The following is a 19,120-nucleotide window of genomic DNA, read 5'->3' as shown; positions in this document are numbered from 1 at the left end:
ACTGCATATGAGATAAAACCAACGCTAGATTCAAATTCGAGACAACGGAAAAACGAAACATGAAACCACGAAACACGTAGTCTACTTTCTGTTCGACACTTCTGCTTTCTGCTTACGTTCCCGGTACTGCCCGGGGGTGATTCCTTCCCATTTACGAAATGATCGGATGAAATTTTGTGGGTTGTTGTATCGAAGTCGTGCTGCGATATCTTTTACCGTCAGATCACTTTCGTCCAGCCATTTTTTAGCGATGTTAAATCGGTACTTGGTTAGATATTCACTAAATGCACAGCCTGTCTCTTTGCGGAAAACACTACTTAAGTAGTTAGCATTGTAGTGAAGCTTCATAGCACATTCCTCTAGCGTCAGATCCTTATCATAATCTTGATGAATCATGGCAATCATCTTCTCTGATATATGTTGGTACTGGGCATACTGTCTTGCTTTAAAAACCTGGATGATAGGCAAGATGACTTGATGATTAAACCAATCCTCTACTTCAGCCGCGTACTGCAAACCATGAAGCTCATGAAACATCGATCCATGGCTTTTGGAGATCTGTCCGAGTCGTATACCGGATTCCTGAGTCATTTGCAAAATATGCGTCAGCAGCCTGGTAAGGGCCACCTGATATTCCTCTGGTGTACACTCCATACCAAAGATTACTTCCAGGGCCTGATGCAGAAGAGCAGAAGCCTGGACTTCGTCCGCACTTTGAATAGCTTGGATCAAGGTATATTCCAAAGATTCCGGGTAGGTCATAGACCAAGTGGGAGCGTAATGATCTATGTTCTCATATTGAAAGATAATGCCTGTCCCCAGCTTCATCCGATGTTTTAATGCTTCCATGGCTTCTGTGTAAGCCTGAGGGATGTGATATAGGGAGCTGTGCGGTTGGCTGAAGCCTATACTGACCTGAAGAGCTAGAATTTCATCAATCTGTTGTTGTAACTGTTCTGTTAATACATATAGCTGCTGTGAAAAAACAGAGTGATCCTGTTCAACGGTGCCAATCACCGTGACTACTGTATGTTCCAGCACAATAGGAAGCAGTTGTTGGTTACGCACAACCGTTTCCTCCAATATATTTTGAATAGCGAATAATAAGAGGTCACGATCATTTGCAGTATACTTTGTGTGATTAACGAGATCGGCCTGAAGTGTAATAACAGCAATTTGTTGCCATTCATTGACCTGATGCGTATAGCCATATTCATTCAGAGTGTCAGGAAGAGTATGAATAGGGCTCTTGCCCTGGAACAGATTCATCATAAAATGAGTGCGAATCTGCAACAGATGCATATTTAGTGTGTTCTCCAGTTGGGAGCGAGAGGCAGATAATTGTGAAACACCTGCTCTGATCTGTTCGAATTCATCATACAGTTGTGGTGATTGCTGAGCGAGAGTGCTCCCCTCTTTGGACAGCCAGTTGTCACCAAGTTGGGTTAAAAGTGTACGGATTGGGATATGCATTCGTTTGGAGCCGAGCCATGCGAGCAGTAATGAAAGTAAAAGCAAGAAGATACTGATATACAAGGTGTGTAATCCGATATCGATATATTCTTGTGTCAGAATGTTGGTAGGTGAGATTAGAACATAAGTCCATCCTTTTAAGGTAGAAGGGCTATATGTCAGGGAATAATGTGTATCGGCGATCTTGACTTCCCGTTCTTCAAAGCCCGTTGAAAATGTGATGGATGATAGTTTACTTATGTGGTCCCCCGTATCCCGATCCGCTAATCCAATTGCAGACAACGGTTGTCCAATGTATATAGGATCGGGATGGACCAAGATACGTTGTTCTCGATTTAAAATGATCAGTCCTGAGGCAGCGTTGCCTATGGAGGCTTCTCCTAATGTATTCTGCAAAGAGCATGCAGGAATTCCGGCAATCAAGGCAGCATCGGAAGACGTATTCAGATTCGGAATAGACCTCGCAAGGGCAATATGATAAATACAGCCTGTTCCGGGCGTACGCTCATCATTACTAAACACCGATGAAGGGGAGAGCTGCCATCCGGAAGTTAGCGTATCCGCTATCAAATCCTTCATGGGAAGTGCCAATGGAAAATCGGTATTACGATATAATCCGGCATGGTCAATAAGCCAATTCTGAGATTGATTCACCAGGGTAATATCCAGCAAAGGTTCCCACGACCTCATATGTTGAAATTCGCTCTGCACCTTGTCGGCAAGTAACGGGCCTTTCCCTTGACTTGAGGAAGAAGCAGACAGGGAGCGGAGGGTTACTGGAGATCGAAGAGCCTGATCAAGCATATAACTGACTGTCGCGAGTTTGTGCTCTACGTTGGATTGCATTTGTTCCAGCAACTGCCTGTTGGCTTGTGTACGATGCAATTCAGTTTGGTTCGATGAATAGATAAATGCGGCAATTCCCGTTAACAAAATGGGCAGGGTGCTTAACAGGATTCCGAAGATAATCATTTTATGGAGATAGCTGATGGGTCGCACAGTTTCAGTTCCACTCCTGACATTAGAAATAGTAACACTTTCTATTTTAGTAAACGCTTACATATAGAACAATCTAAATTTTGTTTATTTGGATAAAAAAGTAATTTTATGTTGAGGTAAAGGAAATTGGAACTGGAGGGAATGAGGGGAAACGAAAGTGAAGAGTGAACGTAAATAGAGACATGGACCGCATTCTCTTTCACGTGCCATGTCGGGTGAAGCGGAGCCTGAATACGGGTAATAGAAGGTATCCGGAGTACTATTCAGCTTAGAAGGAACGTTGGTCTTAGACAAGGACAGTCAAAGGTCCAACTAGATCCCCGACCTGAGTCTAGGATGAAAAACCGTCCACGGTCTGTTTTGAAAAGTCGCGGAATCCCCTAGAATAAGGACATAAGGTTAAACAAGAAACACGGAAACAAAAAACAAGAAACAAACGAACAAATGGAAAGGGCGGTGAACAACAATTATGAGATTGAATAAGGGAAATGGCTGGGCAATTGTATTGATTGCACTGGGTGCACTACTCCTCTTCGGAAAGTTAACTCCTCTTCTTGGACACTTAATGGGTTATCTGATTCCGATCCTGATGATTGCACTGGGATACTACGGAGTTAAACGAGGGAATGTGATGCTTGGCTGGATTGTTCTCATCATCGGTATCATCTCACTGATGGGCAAGCTGGCATGGTTGATCGGACCGATCATCGCGATCGGGTTAATCATCTTTGGTATCTCAATGCTAAACAATAACCGCAGTCGTCGTGGTCGTTACTAAGCTTTCACGATTATGAAAAGGAGGGACAGAACATAATGAGTGTATTTCGTCGAATGCGGGATATTACCGTAGCCAATCTGAACGAACATTTGGAGCAAAGTCAGGATCCAGTTAAACTGATTGATCAGTTCCTGGTCTCGACCCGCCAAGACATCGGTGAAGCCGAGAAGCTTCGTCATCAATATGCAAGCCATACCAGACAAATGAAACAACAAGCCGATCAGGCAGCAGGTATGGTGAACAAACGGGAAGAACAGGCTTCCATGGCTCTGAAAGCAGGGGAAGAGCATCTCGCTAAGTTGGCCTTGCAGGAGAAAATCCTCCACGAGGAAAAAATGGAACAGTACAATGAATTGTATGCACAAAGTTATGCGGCGTTACAGGAGCTGGATGAACAGATCGACCAACTGAAGGTTGAATATCAGAATGTATACAGCAAACGTCAATATTACTACGCTCGTATGCAGACGATTCAGTTACAACAACGTATGAACCAGAGAGGCAATCACAACGGTCAAAATGTACCGCGTATGTTTAACCGACTGGATGACCAAGTCTCTGATCTCGAATATGAAGCACAAAGTCTCCGGGATATCCGGCGGATGGGCCAAGATGGTTCAGGAGTAACTGGCAGCATGTCATCCTCCACGCTGGATAAGGAACTGGAGCGCTTAAGACAGAAATTGAACAATGACAGAAAGGAGTAGTCACATGAATAAATTATACCGCTCGGCGCGTAATCGAAGGCTAACAGGTTTGATCGGCGGCATTTCTGAAAATCTCGGATTGAGTACCACGCTGCTACGTATCATCTTCTTCATCAGTATTTTCGCTACGGGAGGTACATCATTGTTGATCTACTTCATCGCTGCGTTGGTGGTACCTAAGGAATCCAATTACGTTGATCCATATGCTTATGATTCCAACGTAAGAGGATACAAGTAAACGAAAGGAGAAAGCACATGAGCAAATTATACCGCTCAACGCGTGACCGGATGTTAACCGGCTTGTGCGGCGGAATTTCCGAAACCATCGGGATGGATTCCACCCTGCTGCGTATCATCTTCGTCATCAGTATCTTTGTAACTGGCGGCACGTCGTTGTTAATATACTTCATTGCAGCACTGGTGGTACCGAAAGAACCGTATCCGCCTTATGATCCTTATGGCTACGGCCCAGGCCCTGGTCCTGGCAGAGGATATAACAACTATGATCATCAGCCGCCAAGAGGTCCTTTTCAAAATAACCACAACCAACAAGGTCCTGGTAACTTCGGTCCCGGCCCCGGATTCAACGGCAGACCTCAATCTGGTCCCCGTTCTTATGACAACAACGCCTACGGAGCAGGTGCACCGCAAGAAAGTGAACTTGATTCCATGATGAAAGATATCGAGAAAAAAGCATTGAAAAAAGAAGTTGAAGAGCTTCGCCAAAAATTATCTCGTTACGAGAAGGGAGAAAAGTAAAATGGGAGTATTTAAACGGATTAAGGATATGACGAAAGCATCGGTAAATGATATGTTGGATAAAGTAGAGGACCCAATTGTAATGTTGAACCAGTACTTGCGTGATATGGAGGCTGAGATTCATGAGGCAGAGGTAACTGTTGCCAAACAAATGGCGAATGAGCGTCGTATGAAACAACGTCTGGATGAAGCGGAACGTACTTCGGTACAACGTGAATCCCAAGCAGAAGCTGCTCTGGCCAACGGTCAGGAAGAAGTGGCACGCAAATTGCTGGAAGAGAAAATCTACTTTGATCAAAAAATTACGGAGTACAGCGAACTGCATGCACAGTCCGAAGCACAAGCGAAAGATCTGTTGCAACAGTTGCATGACATGAAAGATGAGTTCTACAAAATGCGTAACAAACGTAATGAACTCGTATCCCGTGCACAAATGGCAAAAGCCAAAAAACAAATGTCTTCCATCAACAGCTTGCATTCGATCGAAAGTGGCGGCGCATCACTAGGATTCCACCGCATGGAAGAGAAAATCATGCAACTGGAAGCTGAAGCTGACGTAGCTCGTGCACCTTATCGCAACACATCATCCACGTACACGAATCCTGTAGATGTGGAAAAGCAATTCAAAGTAGACCAGCAATTACAAGCCCTCAAAAACAAAATGGGCAATGGTTCCAAGAATGAAGCGAACGGAACTTCAAAAGAATAACTGTTCGCTCGATGGACAATATGATATTCTATAAATCGTGTATAACGTACGGTTGGTAGAACAAAAGTTAAGCCATACAGGACTTTATTGCCTGGTATGGCTTTTCCGTTGAATAAAGAAAGATTAACTTACAGAGGAGGTGCGGCGGGGATGAATAAAAAGAGTAAATGGCTTGCAGTTATCATTATTATCATTGGCGCAATGATGTTATTGAATCAGAATATTAACTTGCTGACCGCTGCCGCACTGATTCTGTTAACGGTTGGTATGCTTCAAGTTCGCAAAGGGGATACCCGTAAAGGTTACCGATATCTCGGCATTGGTGCGGCACTGTTATTACTGGATAATTTGATGATTGTTTTCTTGATTGTACTGGCTTCTTTAGCTTACTTTTATTCAAAAAACAAAAAGGTTCATCTGGACGAAGGCGTTATGAAGAAACAGAATTTCATGGCTCGGTACTACTGGGATCAATCATCCTGGACATTACGCAGTATGAGCCTGTGGCATGCCATGGGTGAGGTTAACGCAGATCTGTCTCTTTCAATTCCGGAGGAGAAACAAACGATTGTGCTGCTGCAAGGGGTTATGGGGAATGTTCGCCTGACACTACCGGAGGATTATGGTGTGGAGATTGAAGCATCGGTTCTTTTCGGCCGGATTAATCTTCTGGGAGAACAAGATAGCGGCATGATGAACAAACTAGTATGGAGAACTCCTGGATATGAATCCAGTGAACATAAAGCAAAATTTGTCATTTCTTATATTGTTGGCGACCTAAGCATCAGTAATCCGTAGTAAAATAGATGAAGAGAAGGAGGAGACCCCGATGAAGACAAAACGACATACCGATATGGTAACCCGAAGTATGGGTGAAGGGATCCTCCTGGTTTTCATTGTGCTCGCTGTTATTTTGTATGTATTGTATACATATGGTTATCTTGCTCCGTTTGCAGGCTGGCGGCATCTGATTCAATCAGGTCTGGCTCTATTGCTGCTTCTGATTGGGATTGGCGCGGTCTTTGGATTCTATCAGAGTTACCGGGTCAAACGCAGGCTTGAACTACTTCGGGAAACGCTCCTACAGTGGGAGAAGGGTTCCCTGTCACGTACTGTACCTGATCTGGGTGTAGATGATGTGGGACGCTTGAGTGAGCAACTCGGACGAATCGGCAAAAAGTGGGAAGATCAGGTATCCTCGCTCCAGCGATTGTCTACCCATAATGCACAGCTGGCTGAACAAGCCAGAATCACGGCTATTGTGGAAGAGCGGCAGCGGCTGGCACGGGAACTGCATGATGCGGTATCCCAGCAATTGTTCGCGATATCCATGACAGCAACGGCCGTTGGACGGAAGATGGAGAAGGATTTTGAACGTGCCCAGCGGCAGGTGGCTCTAATTGAGGAAATGGCCTCGGTAGCACAGTCCGAGATGCGTGCGTTACTGTTACATCTGCGGCCAGTTTATCTGGAGGGTAAACATCTGGAACAAGGTCTGCGTGATCTGGTGATGGAACTGAAAACGAAAGTACCCATGGACATTGTGCTCGAAATGGACGAAGACATCGATCTAATCAAAGGCATCGAGAATCATCTGTTCCGGATCGTTCAGGAGGCTATGTCTAATACGTTACGGCATGCGAAAGCTGAGAAAATGGAGATACGGCTCCAGCGCCGCACAGATGCGATTCGGGTACTGATTCGTGATGATGGGCAAGGCTTCGATCTGGATGAGAATAAACAGGCTTCCTACGGTCTGGCTAACATGCGTGAACGTGTTACGGAGATTGGCGGGGCCATACAATTTGTAACAGCGCCTGGTAAGGGGACGCGGATTGAGATTACGATACCTTTGATGAGCGATGAAAGCGAGGAAGAACATGTCAATGGAACCGGAAGTCGAAACGGAGACGGAAACGTCGATCAAAGTATTGCTCGTGGATGATCATGAGATGGTACGTATTGGTCTAGCTGCGGTACTGGATACCGAGGATGGAATTGAAGTTGTTGGTGAAGCAGGTAGTGGAGAGGAAGGCATTCGGCTTGCGCAGGAATATAAGCCTGATGTGGTTCTGATGGACTTGGTCATGGAAGGCATGGATGGCATTGAGGCTACCCGTCAGGTGCTCAAAATGTATCCGGAGTGCAAAGTCATCGTATTGACCAGTTATCTGGATGATGAAAAAATGTACCCTGTCATTGAAGCAGGCGCATTCAGTTATCTGTTGAAAACATCAAGAGCCAATGAAGTGGCAGATGCGATTCGCGCAGCCGCTCGCGGACAATCCGTTCTGGAGTCACAGGTGGCTTCGAAAATGATGAATCGATTCCGGCAGCCACAGGCAGCTGCACCTTTGCATGATGAATTAACGGATCGGGAAATGGATGTGCTCCGATTGCTGGCCAAAGGCAAATCGAATCAGGACATCGCTGATGATCTGATCATCGGGATTAAGACAGTCAAGTTCCATGTTACAAACTTACTGGCAAAATTGGGCGTAGACGACCGCACACAGGCCGCGATCTATGCTTATAAAAACGGACTTGCAGAGTAAACAGAATCATATGCAATATCATAATCAAGCCAAAGAACCGTGCTTTCATGTGCGGAAGTTATAGATAAGAGGACGGAAAGAACCAGAAGAAGCGAAGCTAAAAGCTTTCTGAAAGAAAGCTACTTCGGAAGCATATACTCCGCCTTTTTTCCCAGATTTTCACCTTGAAAAAGGGAATTAAAAAAATCTGGAGATAACAGCGATCGGAAGGTTGTTCTGTCAGCAGAGTGCGAGTGTAAATATTGATTAGTTCAATTTATTTAGAAAAGGATGAATGGAAAGCTCCGATCTGCCATGTAAGTGGCGGGTGGGGCTTTTTTTGCTGTGTGCAGAAGAAGTATAGCAAATGTGGGAAAGGGGTATGCTGTTGATAGATTCATAGAATGCAAGAAAGAAGCGGGGGATTCGAATGTTAAATCGTTGGATGACAGCAGGTCTATTGGCAATAGCTATCATAATTCTTATCGGTGTGACACAGGTATACGCAGAGAAGAGCGAACCCAAAGCAGCCCAGCTGGAACAGTTAATCTATACGGCTGACAGCGTGATTGATAATGTGGATCGTTTGATTATTAAATGGCAAGGAGAAGGCCGGGGAGATGCACAAGCACAGGCAGCATTACTGGCTGGTCACTTGGGACTGGAACAACCGGTACAGGTACGCCAGACGGGCCATGATGTGTACCGCAGTGAAGTGGTTGTCGATATGGCTAATGGAGGTGTAGGTTTGTTGGTCAATGTCGTCGATACAGGTGACAATGGTTACTATGCTATCGTACAACTTTCAGGGGATGCACATACGGATCGGAATACATTAATTACATTACATGAAGAGGTCGATCAACTGCTTGTAGACTCAGGGATGAAGGCAAGTTGGAATATGTCTGTGCAAGGTACGGCAGCTAATGCTATTAAATGGGATGCGAGTCAGCAGTTAGCACTCATCGAGAAAGACCTGTCCAAAAAAGTGGATCTTGCCTCCGTTGAACGTTATACAGATGTAGCCAGTGCTAGTGTCTCTTATGAGGCTGCTGAGCTGCCCCTGTCGATCAAGAGTGGCTCGCACATGTTGAATATGCAGCTCGCAGTTCACCAGGTTGGTGACGAGATCGATAATCGAATTACAGTGGGGTTTCCGGTGATTACGATTGAATATTAAGGAATGAAATTTCTATGAATTTGGACGAAATAGTGAGAATCTTTATCAGAAAAATGTGTGTGAAATAGTGCATCCGTTCAGTTGATATGCTAAAATGGCATCACATCCAAGAAGGAACTTGCTGGTAATTGACGGTTGTATGTCGTGCATATATAACACCATTACATAGCTCGGGGAGAGCGTGAAGGTTATCTTCCCGGAAGAAAGAGGAGCCCATGGTTGAAAAACAATCGCAAGATGAAGTACAGACACCAGGCGCAGTATTTTTCATTTTTGGAGCAACGGGAGATTTAGCCCGCCGGAAGCTGTTTCCGGCCATCTACAGTCTTTACCGCGAAGGCAAGCTTGCCGAAGACTTTGCGGTTATTGGTGTAGCACGTCGTCCGAGGTCCCCAGAAGAATTCCGGGAAGACATCTATGAATCCATTAAAGAATTCTGCCGCTATCCAGCGGGGGAACCTAATGAGTGGAATGCTTTTGTCGATCATTTTGAATACAAAGCACTGGATATCAATAATGTGGAAGGGTTCAAAGAGCTGCGTGCGCAGACGGAGAATCTGGAAGCAAAATTTAACACGCCGGGTAATCGGTTGTTCTATCTGGCACTGGCACCCGAGCTGTTTGGCAGTGTCTCATACAGTTTGCGGGACGGTGGTATGTTGGAAAGTCAGGGGTGGAACCGATTGGTGATCGAAAAACCATTTGGTTATGATCTGCAATCGGCCGAGCATCTGAATGAGCAGATTCGTGAGGTATTTCGTGAAGAGGAAATCTATCGGATTGACCATTATCTGGGCAAGGAAATGGTGCAAAATATCGAAGTGATCCGCTTCGGGAATGCTTTTTTTGAACCGCTCTGGAACAACAAACATATTGCCAATGTTCAGATTACGCTGGGTGAGACGGTCGGCGTGGAAGAACGTGGCGGTTATTATGATCACTCCGGTGCACTGCGTGATATGGGGCAGAACCATATGCTTCAGATGCTGACGATGATTGCGATGGAACCGCCGAGTCGCCTATTCCCAGAGGATATTCGGGATGAAAAGGTGAAGGTATTACGTTCATTGCGGGCGTTCACTTCAGATGAAGAAGTGAGCAACAACGTTGTACGGGGACAGTATGCCGAAGGAGAGTACCGTGGCAAGCAACTTCCCGGTTATCGTCAGGAAGACAAAGTTGATCCGCAGTCGAATACAGAGACGTATTTTGCAGCACGTGTATTCGTGGATAATTTCCGCTGGGCGGGTGTGCCATTCTACATTCGGACAGGCAAGCGTCTCCCGGTAAAAACAACCGAGATCGTAGTTGAGTTCAAGTCGATGCCGAACAACGTATACCTTGGTAAAAAGTATAAATTGGAACCGAATCTGCTGGTCATTCGGGTGAATCCGATGGAAGGCATATATATCAAAATCAATGCCAAGAAACCAGGCTCGGATTCCGAGATTCAGCCGCTCGCGATGGATTTTTGTCAGAGCTGCATGATCGGAATCAACTCGCCTGAAGCGTATGAACGTCTGCTACACGATGCAGCAGAGGGGGATTCTACGTACTTTACCCGTTGGGATGAAGTGGCGACGGCCTGGTCTTTTGTAGATCGGATTGCAGCAGCCTGGGGTCAAAATCAGGGAGAGCTTCATCCGTACCCAGCTGGAACATGGGGGCCAGAAGCGACAGATAAGCTGCTGGAGCAGGATGGATTCCACTGGTGGCCGGTGAATGGTCAGGACGAGGATCGTGTAATCTGGCAAGTCAATAATTAAAGCTATTCATTCATAAGGTGAAATGATGATTAAAGAGGCTTGGAAAGAACGCGGATGAAGCGAACTTTCCGGGCTTCTTTTGCTGTGAAAAGATGTGGGGAATGCGACTCGATAAATATATTTAAATTAAGTTGTTGACAAAAAGTAAGTATATAACTTATACTCAACACAAGAGATAAAGAGTTACGCAAATAACAAACTTAACCCGATGAACTTCTCGGATAAGTCCACGATTCATGAGATGAAATGTGAAACAGGTGAAGGGGTTTCAACACGATATCATGGAGAAAAAAATTTAGCATAATATCTTTAATCTAAGAATACTATTTTGTATATATTGAATGGAGGAAAAGAAAATGATGTTGGATGTAGGATTGTTGTTGATTCGTTTGGTGATTGGATTGTCGTTCATGGCGCACGGGGCACAAAAGCTGTTTGGATGGTTCGGAGGTTACGGGATTAAGGGTACAGGCGGCTGGTTTGAGTCGATGGGTATGAAACCAGGTGCATTGGTGGCGTTACTGGCTGGACTCGCTGAGTTCGGTGGCGGACTATTGCTGGCTCTGGGTCTGCTTACACCGGTAGGTGGCATTCTAATTGCGCTGACGATGGTCATTGCCATTGTGAAAGTGCATGGAGCGAACGGATACTGGTCCACGCAGAACGGATTCGAATATAATCTCGCGATTCTGGTCGTTGGTGTAGCGCTGGCCCTGACGGGTGGCGGACAATACGCACTGGATGCATTGATTTTCTAAACCCGATAAATAAAAATGATTGAGGAGTGCCTGGATGCCATGGAAATGGCTGAAGGGTGCTTTTTTTTGCAAATGAAAAGAGAAGAATCTGCTGTAGTAATCGGTTATTTTCGGTACAGATTATGGTACAATAGGAGAGTTGGGTTAAGAAGCAGTTCACGGTATGCATGAAAGCACAGATTTGAGGAGGATGAACTCCATTGTAAATGTGTAAAATTAATCTAGTGTGTAAATACCTAGTACGTAAAAACTCGTGTACAATCAACCGGCCTCGCCGGATTGCATAAAGATTGAATGATGGACCGGCCATGCCGGATTAACGTGAATGAACGGACGAAAGGGATTAAACCTATGAGCAAAGCTGCAAATGATATTCTTCAACAGGAAGTGGACAAACGCCGGACGTTTGCCATTATCTCTCACCCGGATGCGGGTAAAACCACACTGACCGAGAAACTGTTGCTGTTCGGGGGCGCGATTCGCCTTGCGGGAACGGTAAAAGCTCGGAAAGCCAGCAAACACGCAACCAGTGACTGGATGGAAATTGAGAAACAACGGGGGATCTCAGTTACCTCTTCCGTAATGCAATTTGATTACTTGAACCATCGCGTTAACATTCTGGATACACCGGGTCACCAGGATTTCAGTGAAGATACGTATCGTACACTGACGGCTGCCGATAGCGCAGTCATGTTGATTGACGTAGCGAAGGGTGTCGAGGCACAGACGATTAAGTTGTTCCAGGTTTGTGCGAAGCGTGGCATTCCAATCTTTACGTTTATCAACAAACTCGACCGTGAGGGTAAAAGCCCATTTGATCTGATGGAAGAACTTGAAAATGTACTGGGTATTCGTTCAGTTCCGATGAACTGGCCTATTGGTACAGGTCGCGAACTATGCGGTGTATATGACCGGATGAAAAATCAGGTGGAGTTGTTCCAAGGGGACGATCACTCGACAATTAAAGTTCAGAAAGTAAACGGTTATACAGATCCAATTATCCGTGAGATGGCAGGAGAATATCTGCATGATCAGTTAATTCAGGATCTGGAGCTTTTGGACGTTGCGGGAGATCCGTTTGATATGGAGAAGGTTCAACGCGGCGAATTGACCCCTATTTTCTTCGGTAGTGCGATCAACAATTTTGGCGTACAGACTTTCCTGGAGAATTTCCTGGAACTGGCACCGAAGCCTGAGCCACGCCGCAGTACGGTAGGCGAGATTCAACCAACGAATGAAAAATTCAGCGGTTATGTATTCAAAATTCAAGCCAACATGAACCCTGCACACCGAGATCGTATTGCGTTCCTGCGTATTGTGTCAGGCAAGTTCCAACGTGGCATGAGTGTGAAGCATAACCGTGTCGGCAAAGAGATCAAACTGTCACAGCCACAGCAATTCCTGGCACAAGATCGGGATATTGTGGAAGAGGCGTATGCCGGCGATATTATCGGTTTGTTCGATCCGGGTATCTTCCGGATTGGCGATTCACTGAGCCAAGGCAGCGAGGTTATCTTTGAAGAGTTGCCAACGTTCTCGCCAGAGATTTTCGCTAAAGTTACCGTGAAAAATGCGTTGAAACATAAACAGTACCAAAAAGGAATTGATCAGTTGACGGAGGAGGGAACCATTCAGGTGTTCCAGACGGCGAGTTTCGACGAGACGATTCTCGGCGTAATTGGTCAACTTCAGTTCGAGGTATTTGAATACCGGATGAAAGGCGAGTATGGGGTAGACGTACAATTGCAGCGCATGCCTTATCAGTTCGCTCGCTGGATCGTGGACGAGAATCTGGATGCAAGTAAATTCCGGATTAACTCTGCACTTGTAAAAGATAAAAAAGGGAATTATGTGGTGCTCTTCGAAAATGAGTACGCCATGAGAACGGCTATGGATAAAAATCCTACAGCTAAATTCCTGGAGACTGCTCCTTAAGTGAAGGCCGACATATTCCGTGGTAATCATTAAAAGGGTTAGTTGAAGGTGACAAGCTCATGCAATGAGATAGAGCTTGTAAAAAATAAGATCCCTCCGCCGATTGGCGGGGGGATCTATTGCTATACACCTTACTTAGAGGCGGGTATGATCCAGCCGAATAAGGGAAAGCTTTCTTTTGCAGACAGAACAAACGGTTTGATGGTTACCTTACCCTCCAATGCTTCGATTAGCGAAGCGGTTGAACGGGAATGGTGTGCAGATGCTCCTGCGCGATTTGAATGAGTTCTTCCTGCTTGGCAGGTTCTGTGTTCTTCCAGATCATTTCGAAAATGGCGCCAAGTCCAGGTAATGCAGCTTCCGGTCCATCTACTGAACCTTCAATCATCTCCCGGAGCTGATCATCACTCTTGTCATGAACTTTATGAACAATCGCTTCACGCAGGCTTAATGTAATGGGCATCGCAATTCCCTCCTCGTATATTCGGCTGCTCTAATACTGTTCCCTGGGAAGCGCGAGCGCATTCAAGTTTATCAGGCTTTGTGGTATACTACGAAGGATTATTTACGTTAGCATGGGTATCCGTAATGATGCGTCATGCTGAAGTGCAGCGGGAGGTTAAGACCCTAATGGCCAAGAAACAGTATGCCGTAATTGGCATGGGACGGTTCGGATCAAGTGTTGCCAATGCACTGAGTGGTATGGGATTCGACGTGCTGGCAATTGATGCGGACGAACAGCGGACTCAGGAGATGTCCAATGTGGTGACCCATGCGGTATCGGCAGATTCAACAGATGAAGAAGCGCTGCGTGCGCTGGGCATACGAAATTTCGACGTTGTCGTTGTGGCGATTGGTGAAGATATTCAGGCGAGCATTCTGACAACCCTGATATTGAAAGATATGGGCGTACCGGTGCTGATCGTAAAAGCTCAAAATGAGCTTCATGGTAAGGTGCTGCAGAAGATTGGCGCAGATAAAGTCATCTATCCTGAGCGGGATATGGGATTGCGCGTAGCCCATCATCTAACCTCGCCTAATATACTGGATTACATTGAGTTATCTGAGGATTACAGTATTTTGGAGATGAGAGCCTCCGAGCAAATGATCGGTAAGAATCTGATGGAATTAAACATCCGTGCACGTTTTGGGTGCAACGTGATGGCGATTCGCAGTGGAAATTCGATGAACATTTCGCCGTATGCGGATGACCGGATTGAAGCTGGAGATGTGCTGATTATTGTGGGTCACAAGGATCATTTGACGAAAATGGAGCTTGCGTATCCGAAGTGATGGATGCAGATGGGAAGGATGGAAAGATGGATATTGTATCACCGCAAAATACACGTGTAAAAGAATGGGCACAGCTGCTGGAGAAAAAGCACCGTACCCGTCAACATAAATATATCATTGAGGGCATTCATCTGGTACAGGAAGCATTACGAGCCGGGGCAGATCTGGAGTGCATCGTATACGACGGAGAGCAAGGCGTGCCGATTGAATTTGCAGGGTTTGAGAACCCGCTTCAGCGTGTGGAGTGGGTCAGTGTATCTCCAGCGGTTATCGCCAAATGTACAGATACGATGACTCCGCAGCCGGTATTCGCGATAGTGCGTAAAGGCAGTGAGCCACTGCAAAGCCTGATTGCCGGAGCGCGTGGGCTTGTCGTGGTACTGGATGGGGTGCAGGACCCAGGGAATGTGGGGACGATCATCCGTAGTGCGGACGCAGCTGGAGCAGCTGGGGTTGTACTTGGCGCGGGCTGTGCTGATGTATATAACCCGAAGACGATTCGCTCGACGATGGGGTCATTGTTTCATTTGCCCATTGTGGAGGGCCAGTTGGAGTCATTGCTTCCCGAAGCGAAGGCCGCGGGCGTGAAGCTGGTCAGTACTTCTTTGCAGGCAGAGCATTCATGTTATAGTTATGATTTTACGCAGTCGGTATGGCTCGTGATTGGTAACGAAGGCAAGGGAATCTCGGATTCCACGGCACGCTTGGTGGATGATGCAATTACGATTCCGATGCAGGGGCAGGCAGAGTCGCTTAACGCGGCGATGGCGGCAACGATTCTGTTGTTTGAGGCGATGAGACAGCGGATGTTTAACTAACTAATAATTCCTGTCCAATTTTATTTTTACCGTCCCTACTAAAATTAACTGTCCCCAAACCACCAAAGGCTGGAACTTTACCAAAAAATTCATTTTTGAAAGATCTTCATTATCCCAATAATCTTAGCTTCTAAATTGACTTAAAGAAAAAATGGAAAGTATCTATTCAAGCGATGATAGTTAGAGCGTTTCACTTAGAAGCGATTAACTACAATCAGTACACCTATCTTATGAAGCAAATGAATCAAAAAAATATGCGGAAGAAAGAACCTCTGGATGATATTCTTAGCGTTCCGAGACCAATGTTAATTAATAAAGCGGTGGATATGCTACTAAAGGCTAATATATTAAGACCGAAGGATATCATTGAAGCTGATGGATTAAATCTTACACAGGAAATTGTTGAATATTTGCTTAATCTTGAAAAGGGAACTTTGAATGAAGAGAAGAAGGACAATGTTGAAGTCTTATTGCAGTTTCGAAATCAACATGAACTAAATACTTTACCATAGACGGTAAAAATAATAAAAAATAGAGCTAAGCGTATTCAATTCATCTCACAATACGTTCAGCTCTATTTTTGTTGTGAGTCCAAGTAGTAACTCAACATAATTCCGAAAAGATACCTTTTCGGAATATAGTTAATTCCTACTGAACAGTGCAGGACAATATTACTATTTTGTCGAATTTAAAATACTAAAAGGATCTTGACTCATGAATTTTATATTTTCTGATTTATTTTCTTCATCAATAGACGAGTGCTTATGCATTTCAGTGCTATTAGTATGTAAATTGTTCAAATAATTACATATAAAAATTTTTTTGTTCATTTCTTGATAGAATGTCAATTATGTTAGGTAATCGTTAAAGGATTCTAATATTTTTAAATGAATGATAGATATGAGGGTTTAATATCTTGGGAGATACTGATAAGATAAAAAAGAATTTAGAGAACTATCAATCTTATTCAGATAATCTTCAGGAGAAGCTTTTTATACTTTCTAAGAAATTTAGAGGTGTTGAATATCCAAATAATTTTTGCAATTATTCTTCGGTTCTTACATATTTCTTTCTATTGAATGAAAATAAGGAGTTGTTTAGTGAGTATTGTATTCGAAAGATAAGAGTAGATCTGAATGATCGGAATTATTGTTATCACTGGTTAATTGTATATAAGACAGATGGATTAATTGGAAAATTACAAAATCCTGTTATTGATATGACAATTCATCAATTTGATCAGAATTTAAAACCTGGGATCATTGTAAAATATCCATTTCCATACGAAATGATTACTGATATGTGTAATCATACAAGAACATTAATAAGATTGTTAAGAATTATTAACCATAATGCCATTAGAAAAAACTATGATTCAATTAAATCATTTTGTTCACAGATTAATGAACCTTCCTATTGTTATTCAAAAAGATATTTTTTCGAAAGGTAACAATATAGGGCGAGATTTGAAACGGATAGATTCTCTTTCAGGATTAAATACAAAAGAAAGAACTGATGTAAGTAATCCCCATCGGATAGCCAGCGTTTTTGAGTTGGCTTTGGTTGCAGACAGTGAGGAATGAATTATAACAATCTGAAAATAGTCATAACCCGCGGCGGCTGTTATTCGTATTATGTACTTGAAATATTATATAACTATATATTATATAGGTGGTGTGACGACTATGGACGATCAAGAGTTAATAAAAGTACTTGAAAGTGTACACAAAGAAGGTTTGAATTCTGAAACTGTAACTCAGATTAAAAGCTTTCTCAAAGAAAGATTACGGCAAGTAGATGAATCGAATGAAGAATATAGCGACCTCATTGCCACAGCCTTTCAGACATTGCTGAAAGCTTATATATGCCCCATCGTAATAATTTATGAAGATAAAGATAGAAGGAAAATAGAGAATGCATCTGGAGTCCTTATGGATATAAACGAAAGTCTTTTTCTTGTCACTAATAAGCATGTAACCGATTTTTATTTTAATAATGAAAACTGTATATTCAAAGTTGGTGATCTACAGATAGATTTAGCAACCCTTTTAATTGATGTAAATGAAACACTTGATCTGGCTACTATTAGTTTAAGCCATGATGATCTGAAAAGCATAAATGTCTCATGTTATAAAGAACCGTATCGGCCTCAAAGTGGACCGCTTTCAAATTTTTCAGAATTAGTTGGTGAAGTAGTAACAGTGGTTGGATATCCAGGCGTTTTACGGCATGATAATATGCAGGAATCAGTGTTGGGATTTGGAGCGTACTCAGGTCCCGTTTCAGATGTTTCTGAGATCTCAATAACAATTCCGATAGATATGGACCAAGTAGTAAAATTATTTGGCGAAGATGATCCAGAATTATTAAGAATTCGTCTTGGTGGTTTTAGTGGAGGAGGAGTGTTTATACTTAAAAGTGATGGAGAATTTCATTTAGTAGGAATTATTAAAGAAGATTTGGGATCATTTTTATATGGTCTAAAAGCTACCCCGTCGAATATGATATGTAAGAATGGTATGATTGTTACACAATACGATTTGTATAATGGGAGATGATTTCATGAGGGGGAGGGATATTTTATGACTTTAGGAAAATTAGAATTAGATAAATTAAAAATTCAGCTTAGAAAAATAGACAATAAACTTAGGGAGTCATCCTTCAGAATTGATGTTTTATCGAGAGAGAGCATACAAGAAGCATTTCAGGAACATAAGGATGCAAAAGGGCTGTATACGTGGTATGCAACATGCAATCCTCATCATATTAAAGCTCTATGGATAAAGCGAAAAGCACTTTATCAAAAATATATGCAGTTGAATTCAGATTCGAATAACTCCATAAAGACATTAAAAGGGGATTCTATTAAGTTTTTATTGCCTGAAATAAATCCCAAATGGAATCAAGATTCGGAATACAATTCACAAGAATACGCGGATGTGTGTCTATATGTGGGAGCAGCCAAGGGTAATAAAGAAACGTTAAGAGAAAGAATCCTGTGCCATTATAATGGTTCAATTCAAACGTCTGCATTAAAATTGATTGGCTCAACATTAGAGAAGCAAAGGAAAACTAATTCGTTAATTAAAGAATTTTTGGCAATGGAGTCAGAGCTTATTGATCAATTAAAATTACATTCCATATATTGTGAAGTAATTTTAATTGATCAATCCGAGAGTGACAGACTTTATACATATGAACGAATTCTTAGAGAATGTAGAATGCCACTGATAGGACTTCAATAATTTTGATATTCCGAGTTTTGTTCCATGTGTTCTCTCTTATTTTTACTTCTTAAAATATTTTTATAACACCCGATTAAGAATTATCATCAATTTCCCCATTAACTATTCTCAAACCGACTGAGTACTGATCGGCTAATCTTCCGATCAATCCCAGTCTTTTTCTCAG

20 protein-coding genes are annotated in these 19,120 nt (G+C 43.4%); 18 read left to right on the top strand and 2 right to left on the bottom strand.

Going from position 1 to position 19,120, the window contains the following annotated elements; translation table 11 throughout:
- Nucleotides 1-81 precede the first annotated feature (81 nt).
- The gene (locus NYE45_RS25030; RefSeq protein ID WP_340014442.1) at nucleotides 82-2,472 is read right to left on the bottom strand and encodes a helix-turn-helix domain-containing protein; all 2,391 of its coding nucleotides are present in this window, start codon (nucleotides 2,470-2,472) and stop codon (nucleotides 82-84) included.
- A 469-nt stretch (nucleotides 2,473-2,941) separates the two neighbouring features.
- Between NYE45_RS25030 and NYE45_RS25025 the strand changes: the two genes are divergently transcribed.
- From NYE45_RS25025 to NYE45_RS24970, 12 genes are all read left to right on the top strand, one after another.
- Nucleotides 2,942-3,250: a hypothetical protein gene (locus tag NYE45_RS25025; RefSeq protein WP_340014441.1), complete on the top strand. Its 309-nt coding sequence runs from the start codon at nucleotides 2,942-2,944 to the stop codon at nucleotides 3,248-3,250.
- 35 nt (nucleotides 3,251-3,285) lie between these two features.
- Complete coding sequence (locus NYE45_RS25020) at nucleotides 3,286-3,957, top strand: PspA/IM30 family protein (RefSeq protein ID WP_062838036.1); 672 nt, start codon at nucleotides 3,286-3,288, stop codon at nucleotides 3,955-3,957.
- A 4-nt stretch (nucleotides 3,958-3,961) separates the two neighbouring features.
- The gene (locus NYE45_RS25015) at nucleotides 3,962-4,195 is read left to right on the top strand and encodes a PspC domain-containing protein (protein WP_340014440.1); all 234 of its coding nucleotides are present in this window, start codon (nucleotides 3,962-3,964) and stop codon (nucleotides 4,193-4,195) included.
- 17 nt (nucleotides 4,196-4,212) lie between these two features.
- Nucleotides 4,213-4,716: a PspC domain-containing protein gene (locus NYE45_RS25010; protein WP_062838035.1), complete on the top strand. Its 504-nt coding sequence runs from the start codon at nucleotides 4,213-4,215 to the stop codon at nucleotides 4,714-4,716.
- Between the two features lies 1 nt (nucleotide 4,717).
- On the top strand, nucleotides 4,718-5,425 hold the full coding sequence (locus NYE45_RS25005; RefSeq protein WP_124117409.1) for a PspA/IM30 family protein: 708 nt from the start codon (nucleotides 4,718-4,720) through the stop codon (nucleotides 5,423-5,425).
- Between the two features lie 150 nt (nucleotides 5,426-5,575).
- Entirely contained in the window at nucleotides 5,576-6,223 is a 648-nt protein-coding gene (gene liaF, locus NYE45_RS25000) for a cell wall-active antibiotics response protein LiaF (protein ID WP_340014439.1), read from the top strand.
- 31 nt (nucleotides 6,224-6,254) lie between these two features.
- Nucleotides 6,255-7,370, top strand: a complete 1,116-nt coding sequence (locus NYE45_RS24995; RefSeq protein ID WP_169480679.1) for a sensor histidine kinase — start codon at nucleotides 6,255-6,257, stop codon at nucleotides 7,368-7,370.
- Nucleotides 7,312-7,980 (top strand): response regulator transcription factor, encoded by a 669-nt coding sequence (locus NYE45_RS24990; protein WP_091020933.1) that lies wholly within the window; start codon nucleotides 7,312-7,314, stop codon nucleotides 7,978-7,980. The genes NYE45_RS24995 and NYE45_RS24990 overlap by 59 nt, the downstream gene beginning before the upstream one ends.
- 409 nt (nucleotides 7,981-8,389) lie before the next feature.
- Nucleotides 8,390-9,139 (top strand): YwmB family TATA-box binding protein, encoded by a 750-nt coding sequence (locus tag NYE45_RS24985; RefSeq protein WP_340014438.1) that lies wholly within the window; start codon nucleotides 8,390-8,392, stop codon nucleotides 9,137-9,139.
- A gap of 215 nt (nucleotides 9,140-9,354) precedes the next feature.
- Nucleotides 9,355-10,905, top strand: a complete 1,551-nt coding sequence (gene zwf, locus NYE45_RS24980; RefSeq protein WP_340014437.1) for a glucose-6-phosphate dehydrogenase — start codon at nucleotides 9,355-9,357, stop codon at nucleotides 10,903-10,905.
- 359 nt (nucleotides 10,906-11,264) lie between these two features.
- Nucleotides 11,265-11,663 carry a DoxX family protein gene (locus NYE45_RS24975; protein WP_053783291.1) on the top strand — a complete coding sequence of 133 codons (399 nt, stop codon included), beginning with the start codon at nucleotides 11,265-11,267 and terminating at the stop codon, nucleotides 11,661-11,663.
- 351 nt (nucleotides 11,664-12,014) lie between these two features.
- Entirely contained in the window at nucleotides 12,015-13,598 is a 1,584-nt protein-coding gene (locus tag NYE45_RS24970) for a peptide chain release factor 3 (protein WP_340014436.1), read from the top strand.
- A 229-nt stretch (nucleotides 13,599-13,827) separates the two neighbouring features.
- Here NYE45_RS24970 and sspI read toward each other — a convergent pair whose 3' ends face one another.
- Nucleotides 13,828-14,061 (bottom strand): small acid-soluble spore protein SspI, encoded by a 234-nt coding sequence (sspI, locus tag NYE45_RS24965; RefSeq protein WP_036673259.1) that lies wholly within the window; start codon nucleotides 14,059-14,061, stop codon nucleotides 13,828-13,830.
- Between the two features lie 128 nt (nucleotides 14,062-14,189).
- Between sspI and NYE45_RS24960 the strand changes: the two genes are divergently transcribed.
- From NYE45_RS24960 to NYE45_RS24935, 6 genes are all read left to right on the top strand, one after another.
- Nucleotides 14,190-14,891 carry a TrkA family potassium uptake protein gene (locus tag NYE45_RS24960; RefSeq protein ID WP_315937925.1) on the top strand — a complete coding sequence of 234 codons (702 nt, stop codon included), beginning with the start codon at nucleotides 14,190-14,192 and terminating at the stop codon, nucleotides 14,889-14,891.
- 26 nt (nucleotides 14,892-14,917) lie between these two features.
- A complete protein-coding gene (locus NYE45_RS24955; protein WP_340014435.1) occupies nucleotides 14,918-15,709 on the top strand; it encodes an RNA methyltransferase in 792 nt (263 codons plus the stop codon).
- Nucleotides 15,710-15,939: 230 nt separating this feature from the next.
- Nucleotides 15,940-16,221, top strand: coding sequence for a hypothetical protein (locus NYE45_RS24950; protein ID WP_340014434.1), 282 nt, complete (start codon nucleotides 15,940-15,942; stop codon nucleotides 16,219-16,221).
- An 840-nt stretch (nucleotides 16,222-17,061) separates the two neighbouring features.
- Nucleotides 17,062-17,292 carry a hypothetical protein gene (locus NYE45_RS24945; protein ID WP_340014433.1) on the top strand — a complete coding sequence of 77 codons (231 nt, stop codon included), beginning with the start codon at nucleotides 17,062-17,064 and terminating at the stop codon, nucleotides 17,290-17,292.
- Between the two features lie 102 nt (nucleotides 17,293-17,394).
- Nucleotides 17,395-18,267: a serine protease gene (locus NYE45_RS24940; RefSeq protein WP_340014432.1), complete on the top strand. Its 873-nt coding sequence runs from the start codon at nucleotides 17,395-17,397 to the stop codon at nucleotides 18,265-18,267.
- A 24-nt stretch (nucleotides 18,268-18,291) separates the two neighbouring features.
- Nucleotides 18,292-18,954: a hypothetical protein gene (locus tag NYE45_RS24935; RefSeq protein WP_340014431.1), complete on the top strand. Its 663-nt coding sequence runs from the start codon at nucleotides 18,292-18,294 to the stop codon at nucleotides 18,952-18,954.
- The last annotated feature ends 166 nt before the right edge of the window (nucleotides 18,955-19,120 follow it).

Origin of the sequence: Paenibacillus sp. FSL K6-1318, from assembly GCF_037976905.1 — a bacterium.
GTDB lineage: Bacteria > Bacillota > Bacilli > Paenibacillales > Paenibacillaceae > Paenibacillus > Paenibacillus amylolyticus_A.
This window is presented reverse-complemented; position numbering and strand designations above follow the sequence as displayed.